The sequence below is a fragment of the Stenotrophomonas sp. LC732 genome (genome assembly GCF_052446685.1).
Taxonomy (GTDB): Bacteria; Pseudomonadota; Gammaproteobacteria; order Xanthomonadales; family Xanthomonadaceae; genus Stenotrophomonas; species Stenotrophomonas muris.
Map to the genome: position 1 here is coordinate 1,988,178 of NZ_CP199214.1, position 17,302 is coordinate 2,005,479.

Annotated in this window: 15 protein-coding genes; all 15 read right to left on the reverse strand. The window is 67.9% G+C overall.

Annotated features, from left to right (window positions below):
• Positions 1-302 precede the first annotated feature (302 nt).
• The 15 genes from ACT6SE_RS09535 to cheY all read right to left on the reverse strand — a co-directional run bounded on the left by ACT6SE_RS09535 (position 303) and on the right by cheY (position 17,257).
• Positions 303-2,678, reverse strand: a complete 2,376-nt coding sequence (locus ACT6SE_RS09535; protein ID WP_153643676.1) for a methyl-accepting chemotaxis protein — start codon at positions 2,676-2,678, stop codon at positions 303-305.
• Between the two features lie 101 nt (positions 2,679-2,779).
• Positions 2,780-3,163 (reverse strand): hypothetical protein, encoded by a 384-nt coding sequence (locus tag ACT6SE_RS09540; protein ID WP_014647020.1) that lies wholly within the window; start codon positions 3,161-3,163, stop codon positions 2,780-2,782.
• 135 nt (positions 3,164-3,298) lie between these two features.
• Entirely contained in the window at positions 3,299-3,790 is a 492-nt protein-coding gene (locus ACT6SE_RS09545) for a chemotaxis protein CheW (RefSeq protein ID WP_014647021.1), read from the reverse strand.
• Positions 3,791-3,973: 183 nt separating this feature from the next.
• Complete coding sequence (locus ACT6SE_RS09550) at positions 3,974-4,747, reverse strand: flagellar brake protein (protein WP_046430424.1); 774 nt, start codon at positions 4,745-4,747, stop codon at positions 3,974-3,976.
• Between the two features lie 160 nt (positions 4,748-4,907).
• The gene (locus ACT6SE_RS09555; RefSeq protein WP_069118583.1) at positions 4,908-7,157 is read right to left on the reverse strand and encodes a methyl-accepting chemotaxis protein; all 2,250 of its coding nucleotides are present in this window, start codon (positions 7,155-7,157) and stop codon (positions 4,908-4,910) included.
• A 368-nt stretch (positions 7,158-7,525) separates the two neighbouring features.
• Complete coding sequence (locus tag ACT6SE_RS09560) at positions 7,526-9,514, reverse strand: chemotaxis protein CheA (RefSeq protein ID WP_014647024.1); 1,989 nt, start codon at positions 9,512-9,514, stop codon at positions 7,526-7,528.
• Positions 9,515-9,559: 45 nt separating this feature from the next.
• Positions 9,560-9,925 (reverse strand): response regulator, encoded by a 366-nt coding sequence (locus ACT6SE_RS09565; protein WP_005409521.1) that lies wholly within the window; start codon positions 9,923-9,925, stop codon positions 9,560-9,562.
• Positions 9,922-10,230 (reverse strand): STAS domain-containing protein, encoded by a 309-nt coding sequence (locus ACT6SE_RS09570; protein WP_046430431.1) that lies wholly within the window; start codon positions 10,228-10,230, stop codon positions 9,922-9,924. The genes ACT6SE_RS09565 and ACT6SE_RS09570 overlap by 4 nt, the downstream gene beginning before the upstream one ends.
• Before the next feature lie 284 nt (positions 10,231-10,514).
• On the reverse strand, positions 10,515-11,780 hold the full coding sequence (locus ACT6SE_RS09575) for a chemotaxis protein CheW (RefSeq protein WP_046430434.1): 1,266 nt from the start codon (positions 11,778-11,780) through the stop codon (positions 10,515-10,517).
• A complete protein-coding gene (locus ACT6SE_RS09580; protein ID WP_014647028.1) occupies positions 11,777-12,559 on the reverse strand; it encodes a ParA family protein in 783 nt (260 codons plus the stop codon). Before ACT6SE_RS09580 ends, ACT6SE_RS09575 begins: the two co-directional genes overlap by 4 nt.
• A 4-nt stretch (positions 12,560-12,563) precedes the next feature.
• A complete protein-coding gene (motD, locus tag ACT6SE_RS09585; protein WP_046430436.1) occupies positions 12,564-13,580 on the reverse strand; it encodes a flagellar motor protein MotD in 1,017 nt (338 codons plus the stop codon).
• A 1-nt stretch (position 13,581) separates the two neighbouring features.
• On the reverse strand, positions 13,582-14,322 hold the full coding sequence (locus ACT6SE_RS09590) for a flagellar motor protein (RefSeq protein ID WP_005409527.1): 741 nt from the start codon (positions 14,320-14,322) through the stop codon (positions 13,582-13,584).
• A 90-nt stretch (positions 14,323-14,412) separates the two neighbouring features.
• Positions 14,413-16,257, reverse strand: coding sequence for a chemotaxis protein CheA (locus tag ACT6SE_RS09595; RefSeq protein ID WP_032959429.1), 1,845 nt, complete (start codon positions 16,255-16,257; stop codon positions 14,413-14,415).
• Between the two features lie 2 nt (positions 16,258-16,259).
• Complete coding sequence (locus ACT6SE_RS09600) at positions 16,260-16,865, reverse strand: protein phosphatase CheZ (RefSeq protein ID WP_006442968.1); 606 nt, start codon at positions 16,863-16,865, stop codon at positions 16,260-16,262.
• Positions 16,865-17,257, reverse strand: a complete 393-nt coding sequence (gene cheY, locus ACT6SE_RS09605; protein WP_005413247.1) for a chemotaxis response regulator CheY — start codon at positions 17,255-17,257, stop codon at positions 16,865-16,867. Before cheY ends, ACT6SE_RS09600 begins: the two co-directional genes overlap by 1 nt.
• Between the last annotated feature and the right edge of the window lie 45 nt (positions 17,258-17,302).

Here is a 17,302-nt window from a genome sequence, read left to right on the forward strand (position 1 = left end):
GTTGCGCAGGGGCGTGAGCCGCATGGGGTCGAGGCATGCCTCGGGCGGGTTGGGCAGGATGCCCAACCCCGGTCTTGCCGTGTGCGCAGGACAGTGCACACGTGCAAGCGGCGACCGAGCTTACAGAGACGTACTTGCAGCGTCCCCTGCGCAACCCATCCTCCCGGCCAAACGAAGGAAGTCCGCCGCTCTCAGCGACCACCCCGAGGGGCTTCGCCGTTGGCTGGATAATCGGATACCCCCTAAACAAGAACGCCCCAGCACAGGGCCAGGGCGTTCTCGTAACTCAGGTCAGGCAGGCATCAGAACTCCTGCCAGTCCCCGTCGGCCAGTTCGGTGGCCATCGGGCGACCACCCGCCGTGCGGCGGGCCGGCGGGGCAGCCGGGGCCGGGGCGGCCGGTGCAGCGGCGCGCGGTGCCGGGGCGGTGACGCGCGGGGCGGCGACGACCTCGGCTTCGTCCACCACGAAGATCGACACGGCCTCGCTGAGGTGGCCGGCCTGTTCTTCCATCGCACGTGCGGCGGCGGTGGCTTCTTCCACCAGCGCGGCGTTCTGCTGCGTGGTTTCGTCCATCTGCACCACGGTCTGGTTGACCTGCTCGATGCCGGCGCTCTGTTCCTGCGAGGCGGCGGAGATCTCGGCCATGATGTCGGTCACGCGCTGCACCGAGGCGACGATCTCGCCCATGGTCGCGCCGGCCTTGTGCACCAGCGCCGAGCCGTCGTTGACCTTGCCGACCGAGTCGTCGATCAGGCCCTTGATCTCCTTGGCGGCCGCGGCCGAGCGCTGGGCGAGGGTGCGCACTTCGCTGGCGACCACGGCGAAGCCGCGGCCCTGTTCGCCGGCACGGGCGGCTTCCACTGCGGCGTTCAGCGCCAGGATGTTGGTCTGGAAGGCAATGCCGTCGATCACCGAGATGATCTCGGCGATCTTCTTCGACGAGGCTTCGATGGCCGACATGGTGGTGACCACCTGGCCGACCACGTCACCGCCCTGCGAGGCGACGCCGTGCGCGCCGATGGCGAGCTGGTTGGCCTGGCGTGCGTGCTCGGCGTTCTGGCGCACGGTGGAGGTCAGTTCCTCCATCGAGGCGGCGGTTTCTTCCAGGTTGGCGGCCTGCTGTTCGGTGCGGCGCGACAGGTCGCTGTTGCCGGAGGCGATTTCACCGGCAGCGGAGCTGATCGCGCGGCTGGACTGCTTGATGCGGGTGACGATCTCGCTCAGCTGCGCGGCGGTGGCGTTGGCGTCGTCGCGCATGCGGGCGAACACGCCCTGGTAATCGCCGTGCATGCGCACGGTCAGGTCGCCCTGCGACAGCGCGGCCAGCAGGCCGGAGATCTGCTCGATGCTGCCGGCATTGGCGTCCAGCAGGCCGTTGATCTGCTGGGCCAGCTGCAGGAAGAAGCCTTCCTTGTCGCTGGCATCGATGCGGCCGGACAGGTCGCCAGCGGCGGCCTGGGCGATCACGCGGGCCACTTCGGCTTCGACCTGCGCTTCCTGGGTACGGTCGCGCCATTCCACCACGTAGCCGACGGTGTCGCCGCCTTCATTGCGGATGGTCGAGACCACCTGGGCGAACTGGGCATCGCCGTACTGCATCGGGCGACGGGCGACGCCGTGTGCCTTCAGGTTGCCCAGCAGGGTCTGGTCCATCTCGCCGCGGTGTTCGAGCACGGTGACCGGCTTGCCGATCAGCGAAGCCTGCGCATCGAAGTCCGGCAGGTCGCGGCGCAGTTCGTCCTGGTACTGGCTCAGGGTCTGCTGCAGGGCGCGGTTGCTGTAGACGATGGTGTTGCTGGTGTCGGTCAGGTAGACGCCGGTCGAGCTGTAGTCCAGCGCGGTACGGATGCGCAGGTTCTCGCGGGCGATGGCCTGGTCGGTCTCGATGCGCTCGCGCAGGTCGCGCTGCATGCGCTGCATGGCCTGCATCAGTTCGCCCACTTCATCCTGGCGGCTGACGTCGATGTGGCCATCGAGCTTGCCGCCGGCCACGTCGTTGGCCACCGAGACGGCGCCACGCACGCTGCCGACCAGGGCGCGGGCAAACAGCCACACCAGCACCAGGCCGAGCGCGGCGCCGCCCAGCAGGGCGATCACGGTCAGCACGGCCGAGGCGGAGTAGGTGGATGCGGCCTCATCGCGCGAGGCGCGGGCGAGGCGGTTGTCTTCGGCGATCAGCGCCTCCAGCGCGGAGGCGGCCTTGCGGTGCTTGGTGCGGGTTTCGCCGACGAAGGTATCGATGGCGTCGTCCGGCAGGTCCAGTTCCAGCATCTCGGTGACGCTGTCATAGGATGCCAAGGCGTCCTTCCATTCCTTGGCGAAGGCGTCGAACAGCTTCTTCTGCTGCGGGTTGTCGACCAGCTTCGGATACTCCTTGATCGACTTGTCCATGCTGGCGCGCAGGTCGACGCCCTGCTTGCGCGCATCGGACTTGACGTCATCGCTGGCGCGGATCAGCTGCTGGTAGGCGGCATTGCGGTACTCGCCCAGCATGCCGCGCATCTCGCCGGCCATGCGGATGCTCTCCATGCGTGAACCGGCCAGCTCGGTGGTCACGTTGTTCAGCGAATGCAGGCCGCGATAGGCGACGATGCCCTGCAGCAGCATCACCAGCAGGAGGACGCCGAAGGTCAGCAGCAGTTTCGGCATCAGTTTCAGGTTGTTGATCCACGGCATGGGCGTTGCGAGCTCCTAAGGCAGACGCGCCCGGGCATCGGGCCCGGTTGCAGCAGAAACCACGCCAGGACCAGGCCCGGCGTGGTCCGACGAACGGCGGATTACTTGATGTTGGCCAGCTTCAGCCCGGCCGGCGAGCTGACTTCGATTTCCGCACGCGAGGCGTCGCGCTGGATCTTGCCGATCACGCACACGGTCTTGCCTTCCAGGGTTTCCAGCGGGAAGGAGAACTTGCCGCGGTTCTCGCCGGCGATACGCGCCGAGAAGGTGTGGCGCGGGAAGGCGCCGCCCATGTACAGGAAGGTCGGCTGGCCTTCGGAGCCTTCTGCGTAACGGGCCTTTTCGACCTTGCCACAGACCATGCCGTCCTTGCCGACCGAACGCGGCGCCATTTCCGGCGGGATCATGTCGGCCGACTGGGCGAAAGCGGAGGCGGCGGTGGTGGCCAGGACAGCGGCCGAGACGAACGCAAACAGGGACTTCATCGAGGGTATCTCCGGGGATGGTAACGATCGGGCCGGTCCTGCGCGCTCCTGCGCGACCGGCTTCTGTCCCCCTATCGGCACCGCCGAAGGGAACTGAAGGGTTTTGTGACTGGAACGTGAAGCAGTTCCGGTTGCTCAGGCAGCGACGTCTTCGGCGAGGTTGGCCTGGCCCATGTCGGCGCTGTCGAGCAGGGTCTCGATGTCCAGCAGGATCAGCATGCGATCGTCGTGGGTACCGATGCCGGAGATGAAGCGGGTGTCGACGGCGGCGCCGAATTCCGGGGTCGGGCGGATCTGCTCGGCCGACAGCGGGATCACGTCGGAGACGCTGTCGACGACGATGCCGACCACGCGGTCTTCCACGTTCAGCACGATCATCACGGTGAAGGCATCGTAGCGGGCGTTGTCCAGGCGCAGCTTCAGGCGCAGGTCGATGACCGGGACGATGGTGCCGCGCAGGTTGATCACGCCCTTGATGTAGTCCGGGGCGTCCGGCACGCGGGTGACGGCGTCGTAGCCGCGGATTTCCTGCACCTTGAGGATGTCCACGCCATAGTGCTCGTCACCAAGGGTGAAGCTGAGGAATTCGCCACCGGCGCTGGCGGCGGAGCTGGTCTTGTCGTTCATCGAGGGGTCCTGGTTCTGCCGGAAGTCCCGGTGTCAGGCTCGATATCGGCCCCGCCGGGGGGGACTTTAGGTGCCGGGCAGTGCCGTGGATGGGGTCAGATCCCTTTTCAGGGAAAAGGGATCTGACCCCGGCACGCGTTCCAGGGTTGCCGGCCGGCGGCCGGCACTCCCGGTCGGACGGCCTCAGAGCTCGCCGTTGCGGCGGGCCTTGCGCTGGCGGTCGATGCGGAAGATGTAGCGCTGGATGGCGCTGTCGGCGCCGCGTGGCAGGCATTCAAAGCGCATCCCCACGCGCTTGACCTCGATGCCATTGGGCTGACGCTGCGGCAGCAGGTTGCAGACCACCAGTTCGATATCCAGGTCGGGGCCGTCCGGCAGCGACAGCCGCGCCGGATAGCGCTTCTGCAGACCAAACACCGCGCAGTCATTGGGCACCACCACGGCCAGGCCGCCACCGCTGATGTCCACTACGCGCATCGACAGGGCTTCGGCGCGCGCTTCGCCAGGCGGCAGCAGCAGGTGGGGCGAGTCGGTGACCGGCGTCTCCAGCCGGTACAGCTCGCGGCGCTGCAGGTGCACCAGTTCGTCAGGCAGCGGCGCACGGAAGGCCACATGGCCGTCGTTGTCCACGCGCTGCAGTTCGTGCAGCCGGAACCGTACCAGCACGCGTTCGAGCTGGGCGAAGCACAGCAGGTGATCGGCCTGCTCGGCGGCGCGGTTGGAGGCTTCCTGCGGGCTGCCATCGAGCAGCAGGAAGTCCTCGTCTTCGTCGAGGTCGAGCAGGGCGGTCGGGAAGGAACGGTCGCGGCCGTCGATATGGGCGTTGATCAGCGATCGCTGGTCGATCAGCGAGCGCAGCAGCTGGCGCAGCTGGCGCGGGTTGCGGACCAGGAATCGTTCGTCCGCGGCATCAGCCGCGTGGACATCATGCACTGCAGTGTCGTTGCCGTCGGACATGGAATCTACGGTCAGGGGCGGGCGCCAGCACGCATCGGCGCGAGGCTCGATGGGGATATCGGCTCCTGCACCGGATTATGAAGTGGGATTTGCATCACTTTCCACGTGTAAGGGGTCAGATCCCTTTCCCGCAGGAAAGGGATCTGACCCCGTGCTTCTGTCAGAATTCCTGCCAGTCGCCGTCCGTGGCCAGCGCCGGCTGGGCCGTTGCCGTGCGCAGCGCACGTGCCGGGGCCGGCTTTGCCGCAGGCGCGGCGGCTGCGAGCTGTCGCGGTACCGGTGCGGCCAGCGGGCGTGCCGGGATGGCCGTCGTGCCCTGCGATGCCAGCCGGAAGCGGGCCACGGCTTCACCCAGCTGCACGGCCTGGTCTTCCATCGCGCGTGCCGCAGCAGTGGCTTCTTCCACCAGCGCAGCATTCTGCTGGGTGGTTTCGTCCATCTGCACCACGGTCTGGTTGACCTGCTCGATGCCCGCCGACTGTTCCTGCGAGGCCGCAGAGATCTCGGCCATGATGTCGGTCACGCGCTGCACCGAGGCGACGATCTCGCCCATGGTGCTGCCGGCCTGGTGGACCAGGCTGGAACCTTCGGCAACCTTGCCGACCGAGTCGTCGATCAGGCCCTTGATCTCCTTGGCGGCGGCGGCCGAGCGCTGGGCAAGGGTGCGCACTTCGCTGGCGACCACGGCGAAGCCGCGGCCCTGTTCGCCGGCACGGGCGGCTTCCACTGCGGCATTCAGCGCCAGGATGTTGGTCTGGAAGGCAATGCCGTCGATGACCGAGATGATCTCGGCGATCTTCTTCGACGAGGCTTCGATGGCCGACATGGTGGTGACCACCTGGCCGACCACGTCACCGCCCTGCGAGGCGACACCGTGCGCACCGATGGCGAGCTGGTTGGCCTGGCGGGCGTGCTCGGCGTTCTGGCGCACGGTGGAGGTCAGTTCCTCCATCGAGGCGGCGGTTTCTTCCAGGTTGGCGGCCTGCTGCTCGGTGCGGCGCGACAGGTCGCTGTTGCCGGAGGCGATCTCGCCGGCGGCCAGGGTGATGCTGGAGGCGCTGGCCTGGATCTGGCCGACGATCTGGGTCAGCTGTGCAACGGTGGTGTTGGCATCATCCCGCATGCGCGCGAACACGCCATTGAACTGGCCTTCCATGCGCGCGGTCAGGTCGCCGGCGGCGATCGACTGCAGCAGCTGCGAGAGCTGGCCGAGGTTGCCGTCGGCCACCTGCATCATGGTGTTGAGATGCTCGATCATCAGCTTGAAGTCATGCTGGAAACGCTGTGCGTCGCCGCGCTGGCTGAAGTCACCGGCAGCGGCCGCCGCGGCCAGCTGCTGGATCTGCGAATTGATCGCCAGCAGGCTGGCCTTGGCCGCGTCCATCGATTCGTGCAGGATCGCGCGGCTGCCGGGCAGGCGGCGTGCATCCGGGGTGAGATTGCCGATGGCGTACTGGTTGAGCACGTCAATGGCATCGCGGATCGCATCCAGGTGCTCGAAGATCACCGTATTGATGCCGCCGGCCAGCTGGCCATAGACACCCGGGAAATCTTCCGGAATGCGATGGCTGATGTCCGGTCCCGCGTGCATCTGTGCCATCAGCTGGGTCTGCTCGCTGAAGCGGCGGAGCATTGCGGTCATCTCGGTCGTGGCGGCCAGCATCCTGCCGGCTTCGTCCTTGCTGGTGGCCTGGGTGCTGACGCTGAGGTCGCCGCGGGCAACCGCCTGGATGGCATGCACGGCCTTGCCCAGCGGGCCGGTCACTGCACGCGAGATGACGATGGCCAGCGCGGCGGCCACCAGCGACAGCAGCACGATGCAGCCGATGATGGCGATCATGCTGGTGCGATGGGTGGCGTTGGCGTCGGCGATCTTGCCGTCCATCTGCCCGGCGATGTGGGTGCCCAGTGCCTTCATCGCAGCGAACAGGTCGCGGCGCGCCGGGCGTGACTGCTCATCGGAGATCTGCTGGGCCTGCGCGCCATCACCGGCGGCCACGGCGTCGCGCATCGCCTTGTTGGCGGCGAAGTAGCGATCCAGCTGGGTGCTGGCGGCGCGATAAAGTTCGCGCTCCTTGTCCAGCGCCGGCAGCGCCGCGTACGCCGCCAGTTCGTCATGTACGGCCTTGGCGGTGTCGTCCATGCGCTTGTTGTAGTCGGCGACCTTCTCCGGCTGGTCGAGCATGCTCAGCTGGGCCAGTTCGTAGGTGCGGAACTCACCGAGCTGCGAGCGCGCCTCGCCCAGGTGCTGGACCGAGGGGATGTCGTTGCCGGCCATCTCGCGCAGCTGCGCGTTGGCTTCGCTCAGTCGCAGCAGGGCGAACGCGCCGAGGACCAGGGTCATCAGGGTGGTAAGGGTGAACCCCACGGCCAGCTTGCGGGCGATGGGCAGATCTTGGAACCACTTCATGCAGGGTGCTCCAGGTGGGCAGAGTGCCGGCGTCTGTGCGCCGGTTTGGGGGTGGTTGCAGAGCGAACGGTGGTGCCCGGTGGGGTTCGGTGACGGCCGTCAAAGCGAAATAGCGGCGCAGTCCGGATGGACTTTATGGACGCAGATCACATTCGGTTGCGTAGGGATGACAGCGCGAAAGCGTTGCAGCGGCGTGCTTTCGCTTGGATGAAGTAGTTGCGCCCGCAACCATCATGGCGACGGAGTTCACAGAAGGGATGGGGTCGGATCCCTTTCCTGCGCAAAGGGATCCGACCCCCTTGGCAGAGCGCGCAAACAAAAACCGCCGCCCCGAAGGGCGGCGGTCCAGTACACGCATGCAGTGTGGATCAGGCGGCCTGCGGCATCCGCAGTGAACGCACCAGCCCGCCGATGTCGACGATCAATGCGACGCGGCCGTCGCCGAGAATGGTCGCACCGGACACCCCGCCGATGCGGCGGTAGTTGTTCTCGATGTTCTTCACCACCACCTGCTGCTGGCCGACCAGTTCGTCCACTTCCAGGGCGATCTTCTGGCCATCGCCTTCGACCACCACCACCAGCGATTCGCTGCCGGGTGCACGGTTGCCGTAGCCGTAGTACTCGCTCAGCGACAGGATCGGCAGGTATTCACCGCGCACGCGCAGCACGCGGCCTTCGCCGGCCATGCTGCGGATGTCCTCGGCTTGCGGCTGCAACGCCTCAAGCACATAGGCCAACGGCAGGATCAGGGTCTCACCGGCTACCGCCACGGTCATGCCATCGAGGATGGCCAGGGTGAGCGGCAGGCGGATCAGCGTGCGGGTGCCAGCGCCGAGGCTGCTTTCAATCTGCACCTCGCCCCCCAACGCCTGGATGTTGCGGCGGACCACGTCCATGCCGACGCCACGACCGGACAGGTCAGTGACCGCATCGGCCGTGGAAAAGCCGGGCTGGAAGATCAGGTCCCAGACCTGCGAATCGGTCGGGTTGTCCGGCACCGCCAGGCCGCGCTCGGTGGCCTTGGCCAGGATCTTGGCGCGGTCCAGGCCGCGACCGTCGTCGCTGACTTCGATGACAATGTGGCCGCCCTGGTGCGAGGCCGCCAGGGTGATCGTGCCGGTTTCGTCCTTGCCTGCACCGCGGCGCACGTCGGGCATTTCCAGGCCGTGGTCGATCGAGTTGCGCACCAGGTGCACCAGCGGATCGGCGATCTTCTCGATCAGGCCCTTGTCCAGCTCGGTACCTTCGCCGACGGTGCGCAGCCGCACCTGCTTGCCGAGGCGGCTGGACAGGTCGCGGACCAGGCGCGGGAAGCGACGGAACACCGCATCGACCGGCAGCATGCGCACGCCGATCACCGCTTCCTGCAGGTCGCGGGTGTTGCGTTCAAGCTGGTCCAGGCCAGCGAACAGGCTCTCGGCGTGGACCGGGTCCAGCGCATGCGAGACCTGCTTGAGCATGGCCTGGGTGATGACCAGTTCGCCGACCAGGTTGATCAGCGCGTCGACCTTGTCGACGCTGACGCGGATGGAGGTTTCCGCTTCCTGGCTGGCGCCACCGCTGGCGGCAGGCGCGGCGGGTGCCGACGGCGACGCTGCCGCCGGAGCGGGAGCAGCCGCGGCCGGCGCCTGGGTGGCCAGGCTCGGCGGTGCGGCCGGACGGATGTCCAGCTCGCAGTCGTCCAGTACCCACGCGAAGGTGTCTTCGATCTTGCTGCGCGGCACCTTGCCGACCAGACCCAGGTCCCACGCCAGGTGGGCTTCGAGCGGATCGAGCTGCGCGAAGCCCGGCAGGCGGTCCATGCGCGCGGCGACCTGCAGCGAACCGAGGTGTTCCAGTTCGCGGATGATGCGCAGCGGGTCGTTGCCGCTCATGAACAGCGACGGCGCCGGGGTGAAGCCGATCTGCCAGGCTTCCGGCGTATCGTCCACCTTGGCTGCGGCGGCCGCCGGGGCGCTCGCTGCGGCCTGGCCGGACAGAACCGCCTCCAGGCGTGCCTTCACCGCAGCGACGGCAGCCGGATCGGCAGCCTGGCCATGTTCGGCTTCGCGCAGCAGGGCGCGCAGCACGTCCACCGAAGACAGCATGGCGTCGACGGCGTGGCCTTCCAGTGCCCGCTTGCCGGCGCGCAGCTCATCGAGCAGCGTTTCCAGCACGTGGGTCAGGCCGGCGATCGCGTCGAAGCCGAAGGTGCCGGCGCCGCCCTTGATCGAATGGGCAGCGCGGAACACCGAATTGATGATCTCCGCGTCCTGCTGCCCCGATTCCAGGGCCAGCAGGCCAGCCTCCATCGCGTCGAGGCCTTCGCGGCTCTCCTCGAAGAAGGTGGCGTGGAAGCGTTGCAGGTCCATGCTCATGGCAGTGGTGGTCCGGAAGCGAAGAGGGGGAGCGGTGCCGGGCGATCAGCCCAGCACTTTCTGCACGGTGGCGACCAGCTGTTCGGGATTGAACGGCTTGACCAGCCAACCCGTAGCGCCAGCGGCCTTGCCTTCGGACTTCTTGTCGGCGGCAGATTCGGTGGTCAGCATCAGCAGCGGGGTGAACTTGTAGTCCGGCAGCTGGCGCAGTTCGCGGATCAGCGCGATGCCATCCATGTTCGGCATGTTGACGTCGGTAACCACCGCATTGAAGCGCTGGCCCTTGGCGCGACCGAGCGCGACCGCGCCGTCTTCAGCTTCTTCGACGGCAAAACCGGCCGAGGTGAGGGCGAAGGACACCATCTGGCGCATCGACGCCGAATCGTCCACCACCAAGATACGTGCGCTCATGCAGCGTTCTCCACAGATTTCAGGTTGTCATGGGTTACGTCCAGGCCGAGGGCCTGGGTGACGCCCAGCAGGCGCGCGGCGTCACGGAAGGTTGCAGTGCAACCGTGGAAGCCGGTGCCCAGGCCTGCCTTGCGGCGGGCCTGCACGAACGCACACAGCACCTGCACGGCGGCCGTGTGGATGCGGGCGACCTGGCTGGCATCCAGGGTCAGCTCGCCTGCCTGCTCCACCAGGGGGGCAAGGCGGTTCTTGAGCTCGGTAGTGCTCTCGATGCCGAGATCCCCACCCAGTTCGACAGTGCTCATCGTTGCTCCGGACAAACGGTTCCGTGATCCATAACGGCATCCCGGTGGGGTTCTTTAGAAGAATCGACGCGGTGCGTCGATGCGGTCGCTGTTGAAAAGGGGACGGAGGGGATTAAGTCGCAAGCGACCTGGCTCTGCCGCAGCCCCTCGGCAACGTCGACCGCGCAGTGGGGATGTAAGGTGTTGATCCAACGGATCAACCCCTTGCGTCCCCGACAGGCACCGCTTCGGCGCCAAGCGCCGAGCCACTTGCGACTTAATCCCCTCCCTCCCCTTTTTGGGGGTCAGCTCAACAGCCGTGTGGCGTCGAGCAGGATCATCGGGCGCTGGCTGACGCGGGCCACGCCGCGGAACAGGTCGTTGGAAATCTGGCAGATGCGTGCGGTATCGGGAGGTTCGATCTGCGAATCGGTGAGGTTGGCGACATCTTCCACTGCCGACACGCGCAGGCCGATGGTCTCGCCGTCTTCTTCCAGCACCACGATGCGGGTCTGGGCGTCGTCCTCGGCGGCAGCCGCGCCCAGGTGCAGGCCCAGGTCCATCACCGGGACCACCTGGCCGCGCAGGTTCATGATGCCCAGCATGGCGGCAGCGGTGCCGCGCAACGGCAGCAGCGGCACCGGCAGCACGACCTCCTGGACCTTCAGCAGTTCCAGCGCATAGGCCTGGGTGCCACAGCGCAGGCGCAGCCAGCGCGAGGTGCGTTCACCGGCACGACGGTTCTGCGGATGCGGGCTGCGGGCCGGTTGGTGGGCCTGCGCCTGCAGCTCCTGCCAGGTGCCGGGGCGGTTGCCTGCGGGTGCATCGACGGCGACGCGCGGCGGCGGCGTGCCGGCGCGTGCGGCCGGGGCCGGTGCAGGGCGTGTCGCCGGGGGGGGCACCGGCGCTGCGACCGCGGCGGGCGGCGGCGCAGGCACGTCTTCGCCACCAGCGGCCGCCTCGAAGGCGGCCTGCAGGCCGGGGCTGTCGGTGTGGGCGAGACGATGGCTGTCCGCCGGGTCGGTCTCGTAGATCACTTCGTCCGGCAGATCGTCCCAGGTGGGTTCCGGGCCGGTGTTCGCAGCGGCCGCAGCGGGTGCCGGCGCGGTTTCGTGGATGACCTCGTCGGGCAGGTCATCCCAGGTCGGCTCGCGTTCGGTGGACCCGGCGCTGGCCGGCGCGGCGGCGGCCTCGAAGGCGGCCTCCAGTGCAGCCTCATCCTCGGCCGGGGCCGCGACGACGGCATCCGTTTCGTTGACCACTTCAGCGGGCAGGTCGTCCCACGTGGGTTCGCGTTCGGCATCGATCACGCTGACGGGCGCGGACGCGGCATCGAAAGCGGCTTCCAGTGCGGCATTGTGCACGGCAGGGGCAGCGGCAACGCTCTCGGTTTCGGTTTCGTAGATCACCTCGGCCGGCAGGTCATCCCAGGTGGGTTCGCGTTCGGCGGCGGCTTCGGTGGCCGTGGCCGGGGCGGTGCTGATCGGCGCGGGGTGGGGAGCGGCGGCCGGGGCGATCGCCTCGCCCAGCAGTTCGTCCAGGTAGTCGTCGAGGATGCCAGTGCTGTTCATGCGGCCTGCTCCAGGGCGCGGGCATCCTCGCCGAGGATCCAGTTCAAGGCGCGCCGGTAGGCAGCCAGGCCACGCCCCGGGTAATCTTCGCCGACGCTCGGCAGGGTCAGCCCGGCGGCGTTGCTGATGCGGGTGTCGATCGGAATCGCGTCTTCCCAGACGCGGCTGCCATGGCGGTCCTGCATGGTGCGCAGCGATTCGTTGCCGGCGCGGGTGCGGCGGTCGAACAGGGTTGGCAGGATCGAGATCGGCAGCGGCCGGCGGCGCGAACGCTCGACCATCTCGCCGGTGCGGACCATGCCATCCAGGCCGTGCAGCGCCAGCGGCTCGGCCTGGGTCGGAATGATCAGGCGATCGGCGGCAGCCAGTGCGTTGATCATCAGCAGGCCGAGCGTCGGTGCGCAGTCCAGCAGGATGTAGTCGTGCTGGCCCTGGTGGCGCGCCAGCGCGTTCTGCAGGGCCAGGCCGAGGCCGGGTTGGTTGGCGCTACGGCGTTCAAGCGTGGCCAGCGCGGACTGCGCGCAGACGTAGTCCAGGCCCTGGATGTTGCTGGCATGGCACAGGCCGGACAGGTCCGCCGGCGGTGCGCCGAACAGCTCCAGCACGCCGGCCGGCGGCGGGTCCACCGGCACGCCGAAGGCGCGGCTGAGCGAAGCATGCGGATCGAGGTCGATCAGCAGCACGCGATGGCCGAGCGCGGCCAGGCCGCGGCCGAGGGCGAGGGTGGTGGTGGTCTTGCCGACTCCGCCCTTCTGGTTGGCGACTGCCCAGATGCGCATCGGATTACTCCTTCATTGCCGGGGGAACGGCGGCGCCGACGCGGCTGCCAGCCGGCACCGGTGGCAACGCCACCGGTGCGATGGGGGAGGTGGGGGCGCTGGCCGGCGTTGCGGCGGCCTGTTCGGTGACGGTGCTGCCGGTGGCGCCGGTGGCTGCGTTCAGGCGCTGGCCGAGCGGGTCCACCGAATGCGAGGTGTCGGCCAGGATGATGACCATCACCCGGCGGTTGCGGTTGCGGCCCTGTGCGCTGTCGTTCTCTTCGCGCGGGCGGAACTGGCCATAGCCGACCATCGCCAGCCGCGACGGCTGCACACCCTGGTCGGCGAACAGATGCACCACGCTGGCGGCGCGTCCGGCCGACAGCTCCCAGTTCGACGGGAAGGTGGCGGTGGCGATCGGCACGTTGTCGGTGTGGCCTTCCACGCGCACGCTGTTGGGCACGTCGCGCAGCACCTCGGCCAGGCTGGCCAGGGTCTGCCGCGCATGTACGTCCAGTGCGGCCGAGCCGGTGGGGAACAGGATGTCGCTGTTGATCTCGACCTCGATCCACAGTTCCGTGCGGCGCACGCTGATCATGCCGCGGTCGATCAGCGGCGCCAGGGCGGCGGTGAGCCGGTCGGCAATCGTGTTGAGCTGGCGCTCGGCACGGGCGATCTGCTCCTGGTTGTGCACCGACACCGGCATGCGCATCTGCGAGGCCATCGACGGCAGCAGCGTCGGGTCGTGCGAGGGCGCCGGCGCGGACGGTCCGATCTTGGTGCCGGACTTGATCACCGACGGGCTGTCCCAGCCGCCACCCTGCACCTGCTTGTTGCCCACCTGCACCGGATTGATCGTGCGCGGCGCGCCACCGAAGGCATCGGTGAGCGCGTCGGCCATGATCCGGTACTTGCCCTCGTTCACCGACGAGATCGCGTACATGACCACGAAGAAGGCGAGCAGCAGCGTCATCAGGTCGGCATAGGGGATCGCCCATGCTTCGTGGTTGGCGTGCTCTTCGTGGTGCTTGCGGCGGGCCATGTCAGTGCAGGAAGCCGGAGAGGTTGGTTTCGATGTTGCGCGGGTTCTCGCCCTGGGCGATCGAGATCAGGCCTTCGATGACCATTTCGCGGTCGCGCGTGTTGTGCGAGATCACGCTCTTGAGCTTGGCGGCGATCGGCAGGAACAGCAGGTTGGCCGAGGCGATGCCGTAGATCGTGGCGGTGAACGCCGCAGCGATGCCGTGGCCGAGCTTGCTCGGGTCGGCCAGGTTCTTCATCACCGCGATCAGGCCCAGCACGGCGCCGATGATGCCGAGCGTCGGTGCGTAGATGCCCATCGCTTCGAACACCTTGGCGCCGGCCTGGTCCTGGTGTTCCTGGCTGCCCAGTTCGATTTCCAGCATGTGCCGCATCGATTCGGGCTCGACACCGTCCACCAGCAGCTGCAGGCCCTTGCGCAGGAACGGGTCCTGCTGCGCTTCCACCTGCGATTCCAGGCCGAGCAGGCCCTGGCGGCGGGCGATGTTGCTCCACTCGACGATCTGCTGGATCAGTTCGCGACGATCGCTGTGCGGCGGGCGCACGACCCAGCGCACGATCTTGAACGCATGCTTGAACACCGCCGGCGAGGTGTGCAGCAGGATCGCGGCAACGGTGCCGACGATGACGATCACGAACGCCGCAGGCGACCACAACGACGCCAGGCCGGCGCCCTTGAGGATGCTGCCACCGACCAGCGAGGCCAGGGCGAGAAAGAGTCCAATGAGGCTGAGTCTATCCATGGATCCGGTATCGGCTTGTATGAATGGGACTTGAGACACCGGTACGGGCTACTGGTGCGACTTCACGGTTTTACGGGTGCAGCAAGCGGGTCAGTCGTGCGGGCTGCGCAGGCCATCCACATCCAGGATCAGCGCCATGCGACCATCGCCGATCAAGGTTGCACCGGCGTAACCGCGCAGGCCGCGCAGGGCCTTCGGCAGTGGTTTGATGACCACTTCCTCGCGCCCACGGACCTGGTCCACGACCAGGCCGAAGCGCGCTTCGCCGGCCTGCAGCACCACGATGGTCAGCAGGGTCGATGCGGCCGGCGTCACATCCAGCCACTGCCGCAGATCGACCAGTGGCAGCGTGTGCGAACGGCGGTCGAGCACGGCACGGCCATCGAACCAGCCCAGCGAGGTGGGCGGCGCGTGCAGTACCTCCATCACGCGCGCCAGCGGCAGCGCATAGACGTCCTCGCCGGCCTGCACCAGCAGGGTCGGCAGGATCGCCAGGGTCAGCGGCACGCGGATCAGGAAGCGGCTGCCGCGGCCCAGCTCCGACTGGATCTGGATCTGCCCGCTGAGTTCGCGGATGCGCGACTGCACCACGTCCATGCCGACGCCGCGCCCGGAAATATCCGTGACCTGCTGCTTGGTCGAGAAGCCGGGCAGGAACACCAGGTGCAGGCACTCCTCGCTGCTCAGGCGGGCGGCGGCTTCCGGATCGATCAGGCCCTTCTCGCGTGCCTTCGCGCGCAGCTTTTCCGGATCGATGCCGGCGCCATCGTCCTGCACCTCGATGCTGACGTAGTCACCTTCCTGCTGCGCCGACAACCGCACATGGCCCATCCGCGGCTTGCCCTGCGCTTCGCGCAGGTCGGGCATTTCCACGCCATGGTCGATGGCGTTGCGGACCAGGTGCACCAGCGGGTCGGCCAGCGCTTCGACCAGGTTGCGGTCGAGCTCGGTCTCGGCGCCGATCAGCTCCAGGTCCACTTCCTTCTTCAGCGAGCGGGCGACGTCGCGGGCGACCTTGGGGAAGCGCGAGAATACCTTGCCCACCGGCTGCATGCGGGTGCGCATCACCGCCGACTGCAGGCGCGCGGTGGCGATGTCCAGGGTGGACACGGCGCGGTCCAGCTCCTCGTCGCGCAGGCGCGCACGCAGGGTCTTGAGCCGGTTGCGCGACAGCACCAGTTCGCCGATCAGGTTGACGATCGCATCCAGGCGCTTGGTGTCCACGCGCACGGTGTGTTCGGCTTCGGCCAGCGGCTTGGCGGCCGGCTTGGCCACCGGTGCCGGTGCGGCGGCCGGGCGCGGGGCGGCGATCGGTGCCGGCGCCACCGCAGCCGCGGGCCTGGCGCCGGGTGCGGCGCCACCGTGCAGCTGGTCGAGCAGGGCTTCGAACTCATCTTCGCTGATCAGGCCGTCGTCGGCCTTCTTTGCCGGCGCCACCGCAGTCGGTGCGTTGCCACCGTGCAGCTGGTCGAGCAGCGCCTCGAACTCGTCGTCGGTGATCAGGTCGCCGGCACCGGCCGCCGGTGCGGCGGCAGCGGCGGCAGGCGCTGCTGCACCTCCATGCACGTCGAACTGGGCGATCAGGTCCGGCGGTGCATAGCCCGGCTCGGTGCCGGAAGACACGGCATCGAGCATCGACTGCAGGTAGTCCAGCGATTGCTGGGCGGCGTCGAAGTGATGGGCCTGCAGCACGGCCTGGCCGGCACGTGCAGCGCCCAGCGCCTCTTCAGCGGCGTGGCACAGCTCGACCATGGCGGTGACACCGAGGAAACCCGCGCCGCCCTTGAGCGTGTGGTAGCCCCGGAACACCGCGTTGAGCTGTTCGGTGTCCTGCGGTGCCTGCTCCAGCGACACCAGCTGTTCGCCGAGGCGATCCAGGATTTCCTGTGCCTCGATGATGAAATCGGCAGTGATGTCGTCGGATACCGCGCTCATGCTTACAGCCCCAGATCCGACAACAGGTCGTCGGCGTCGTTCTGCGAGACCGCGTGGCGGTCCAGTCCCTTCAGTGCCGGCCCGGCCAGTTCCGGGTCGGTGCGATGCTGTTCCGGCGGCAGGCCGAGCGCGCCGAAGCCTTCATGCACGCGGCGGACGATGCCGACCACGCGACGGATGATCTGCCCGGTCAGGTCCTGGTAGCTCTGGGTCAGGGCGATCTCGGTCAGGTTGTGGCGGATGCGCTCCAGCTGCGCGTCCTGGCCTGGCTGCAGGCCTTCGGCGCGCAGCTGCTCGGTCAGGCTGCGGCATTCCTCGGCCAGGTCCAGGGTGCGGTGGGTGGCCTGTTCGGTCATCGCCACCACGTGGTCCAGGCGTGCGCACGCATCGTCCAGTTCGCCGGCCTCGCTGGGCACGGTCGGCAGTTCGCCCAGGGCCTGCCCCAGCTCGCGGGCCAGCCGCGAGAGGCCGCTCATCATCGGCTGCGTGCGCAGCGCGACCAGTCCGTCGATGCGTTGCCGCCAGGCGGCTTCGTCACCGGACTCCAGGGCATCCAGGGCTTCCTGCAGGCGCAGGGCGAGGGCGTTCTTGTCGACCGTGGTATCCATCAGGCGCTGGCCGCCAGGCGTTCGAAGATCTTGCCCAGCTTCTCTTCCAGCGTCTGCGCGGTGAACGGCTTGATGATGTAGCCGTTCACGCCGTTCTGGGCCGCTTCGATGATCTGCTCGCGCTTGGCTTCGGCGGTGACCATCAGCACGGGCAGGGTCTTCAGCTTGGCGTCGGCACGGATCGCCTTGAGCAGTTCGATGCCGGTCATCACCGGCATGTTCCAGTCGGTGACGACGAAATCGAAGGGCTGGCTCTGCAGCAGCGACAGCGCGGCATGCCCGTCCTCGGCTTCGGCGGTGTTGGTGAAGCCCAGATCGCCCAGCAGGTTCTTGACGATTCGACGCATGGTCGAGAAGTCGTCGACGATGAGGATGCGCATGTTCTTGTTCAAAGCAGAGTTCCTTTGTTGTTCATTCCGGGCGGCCGGGGGCAGTCG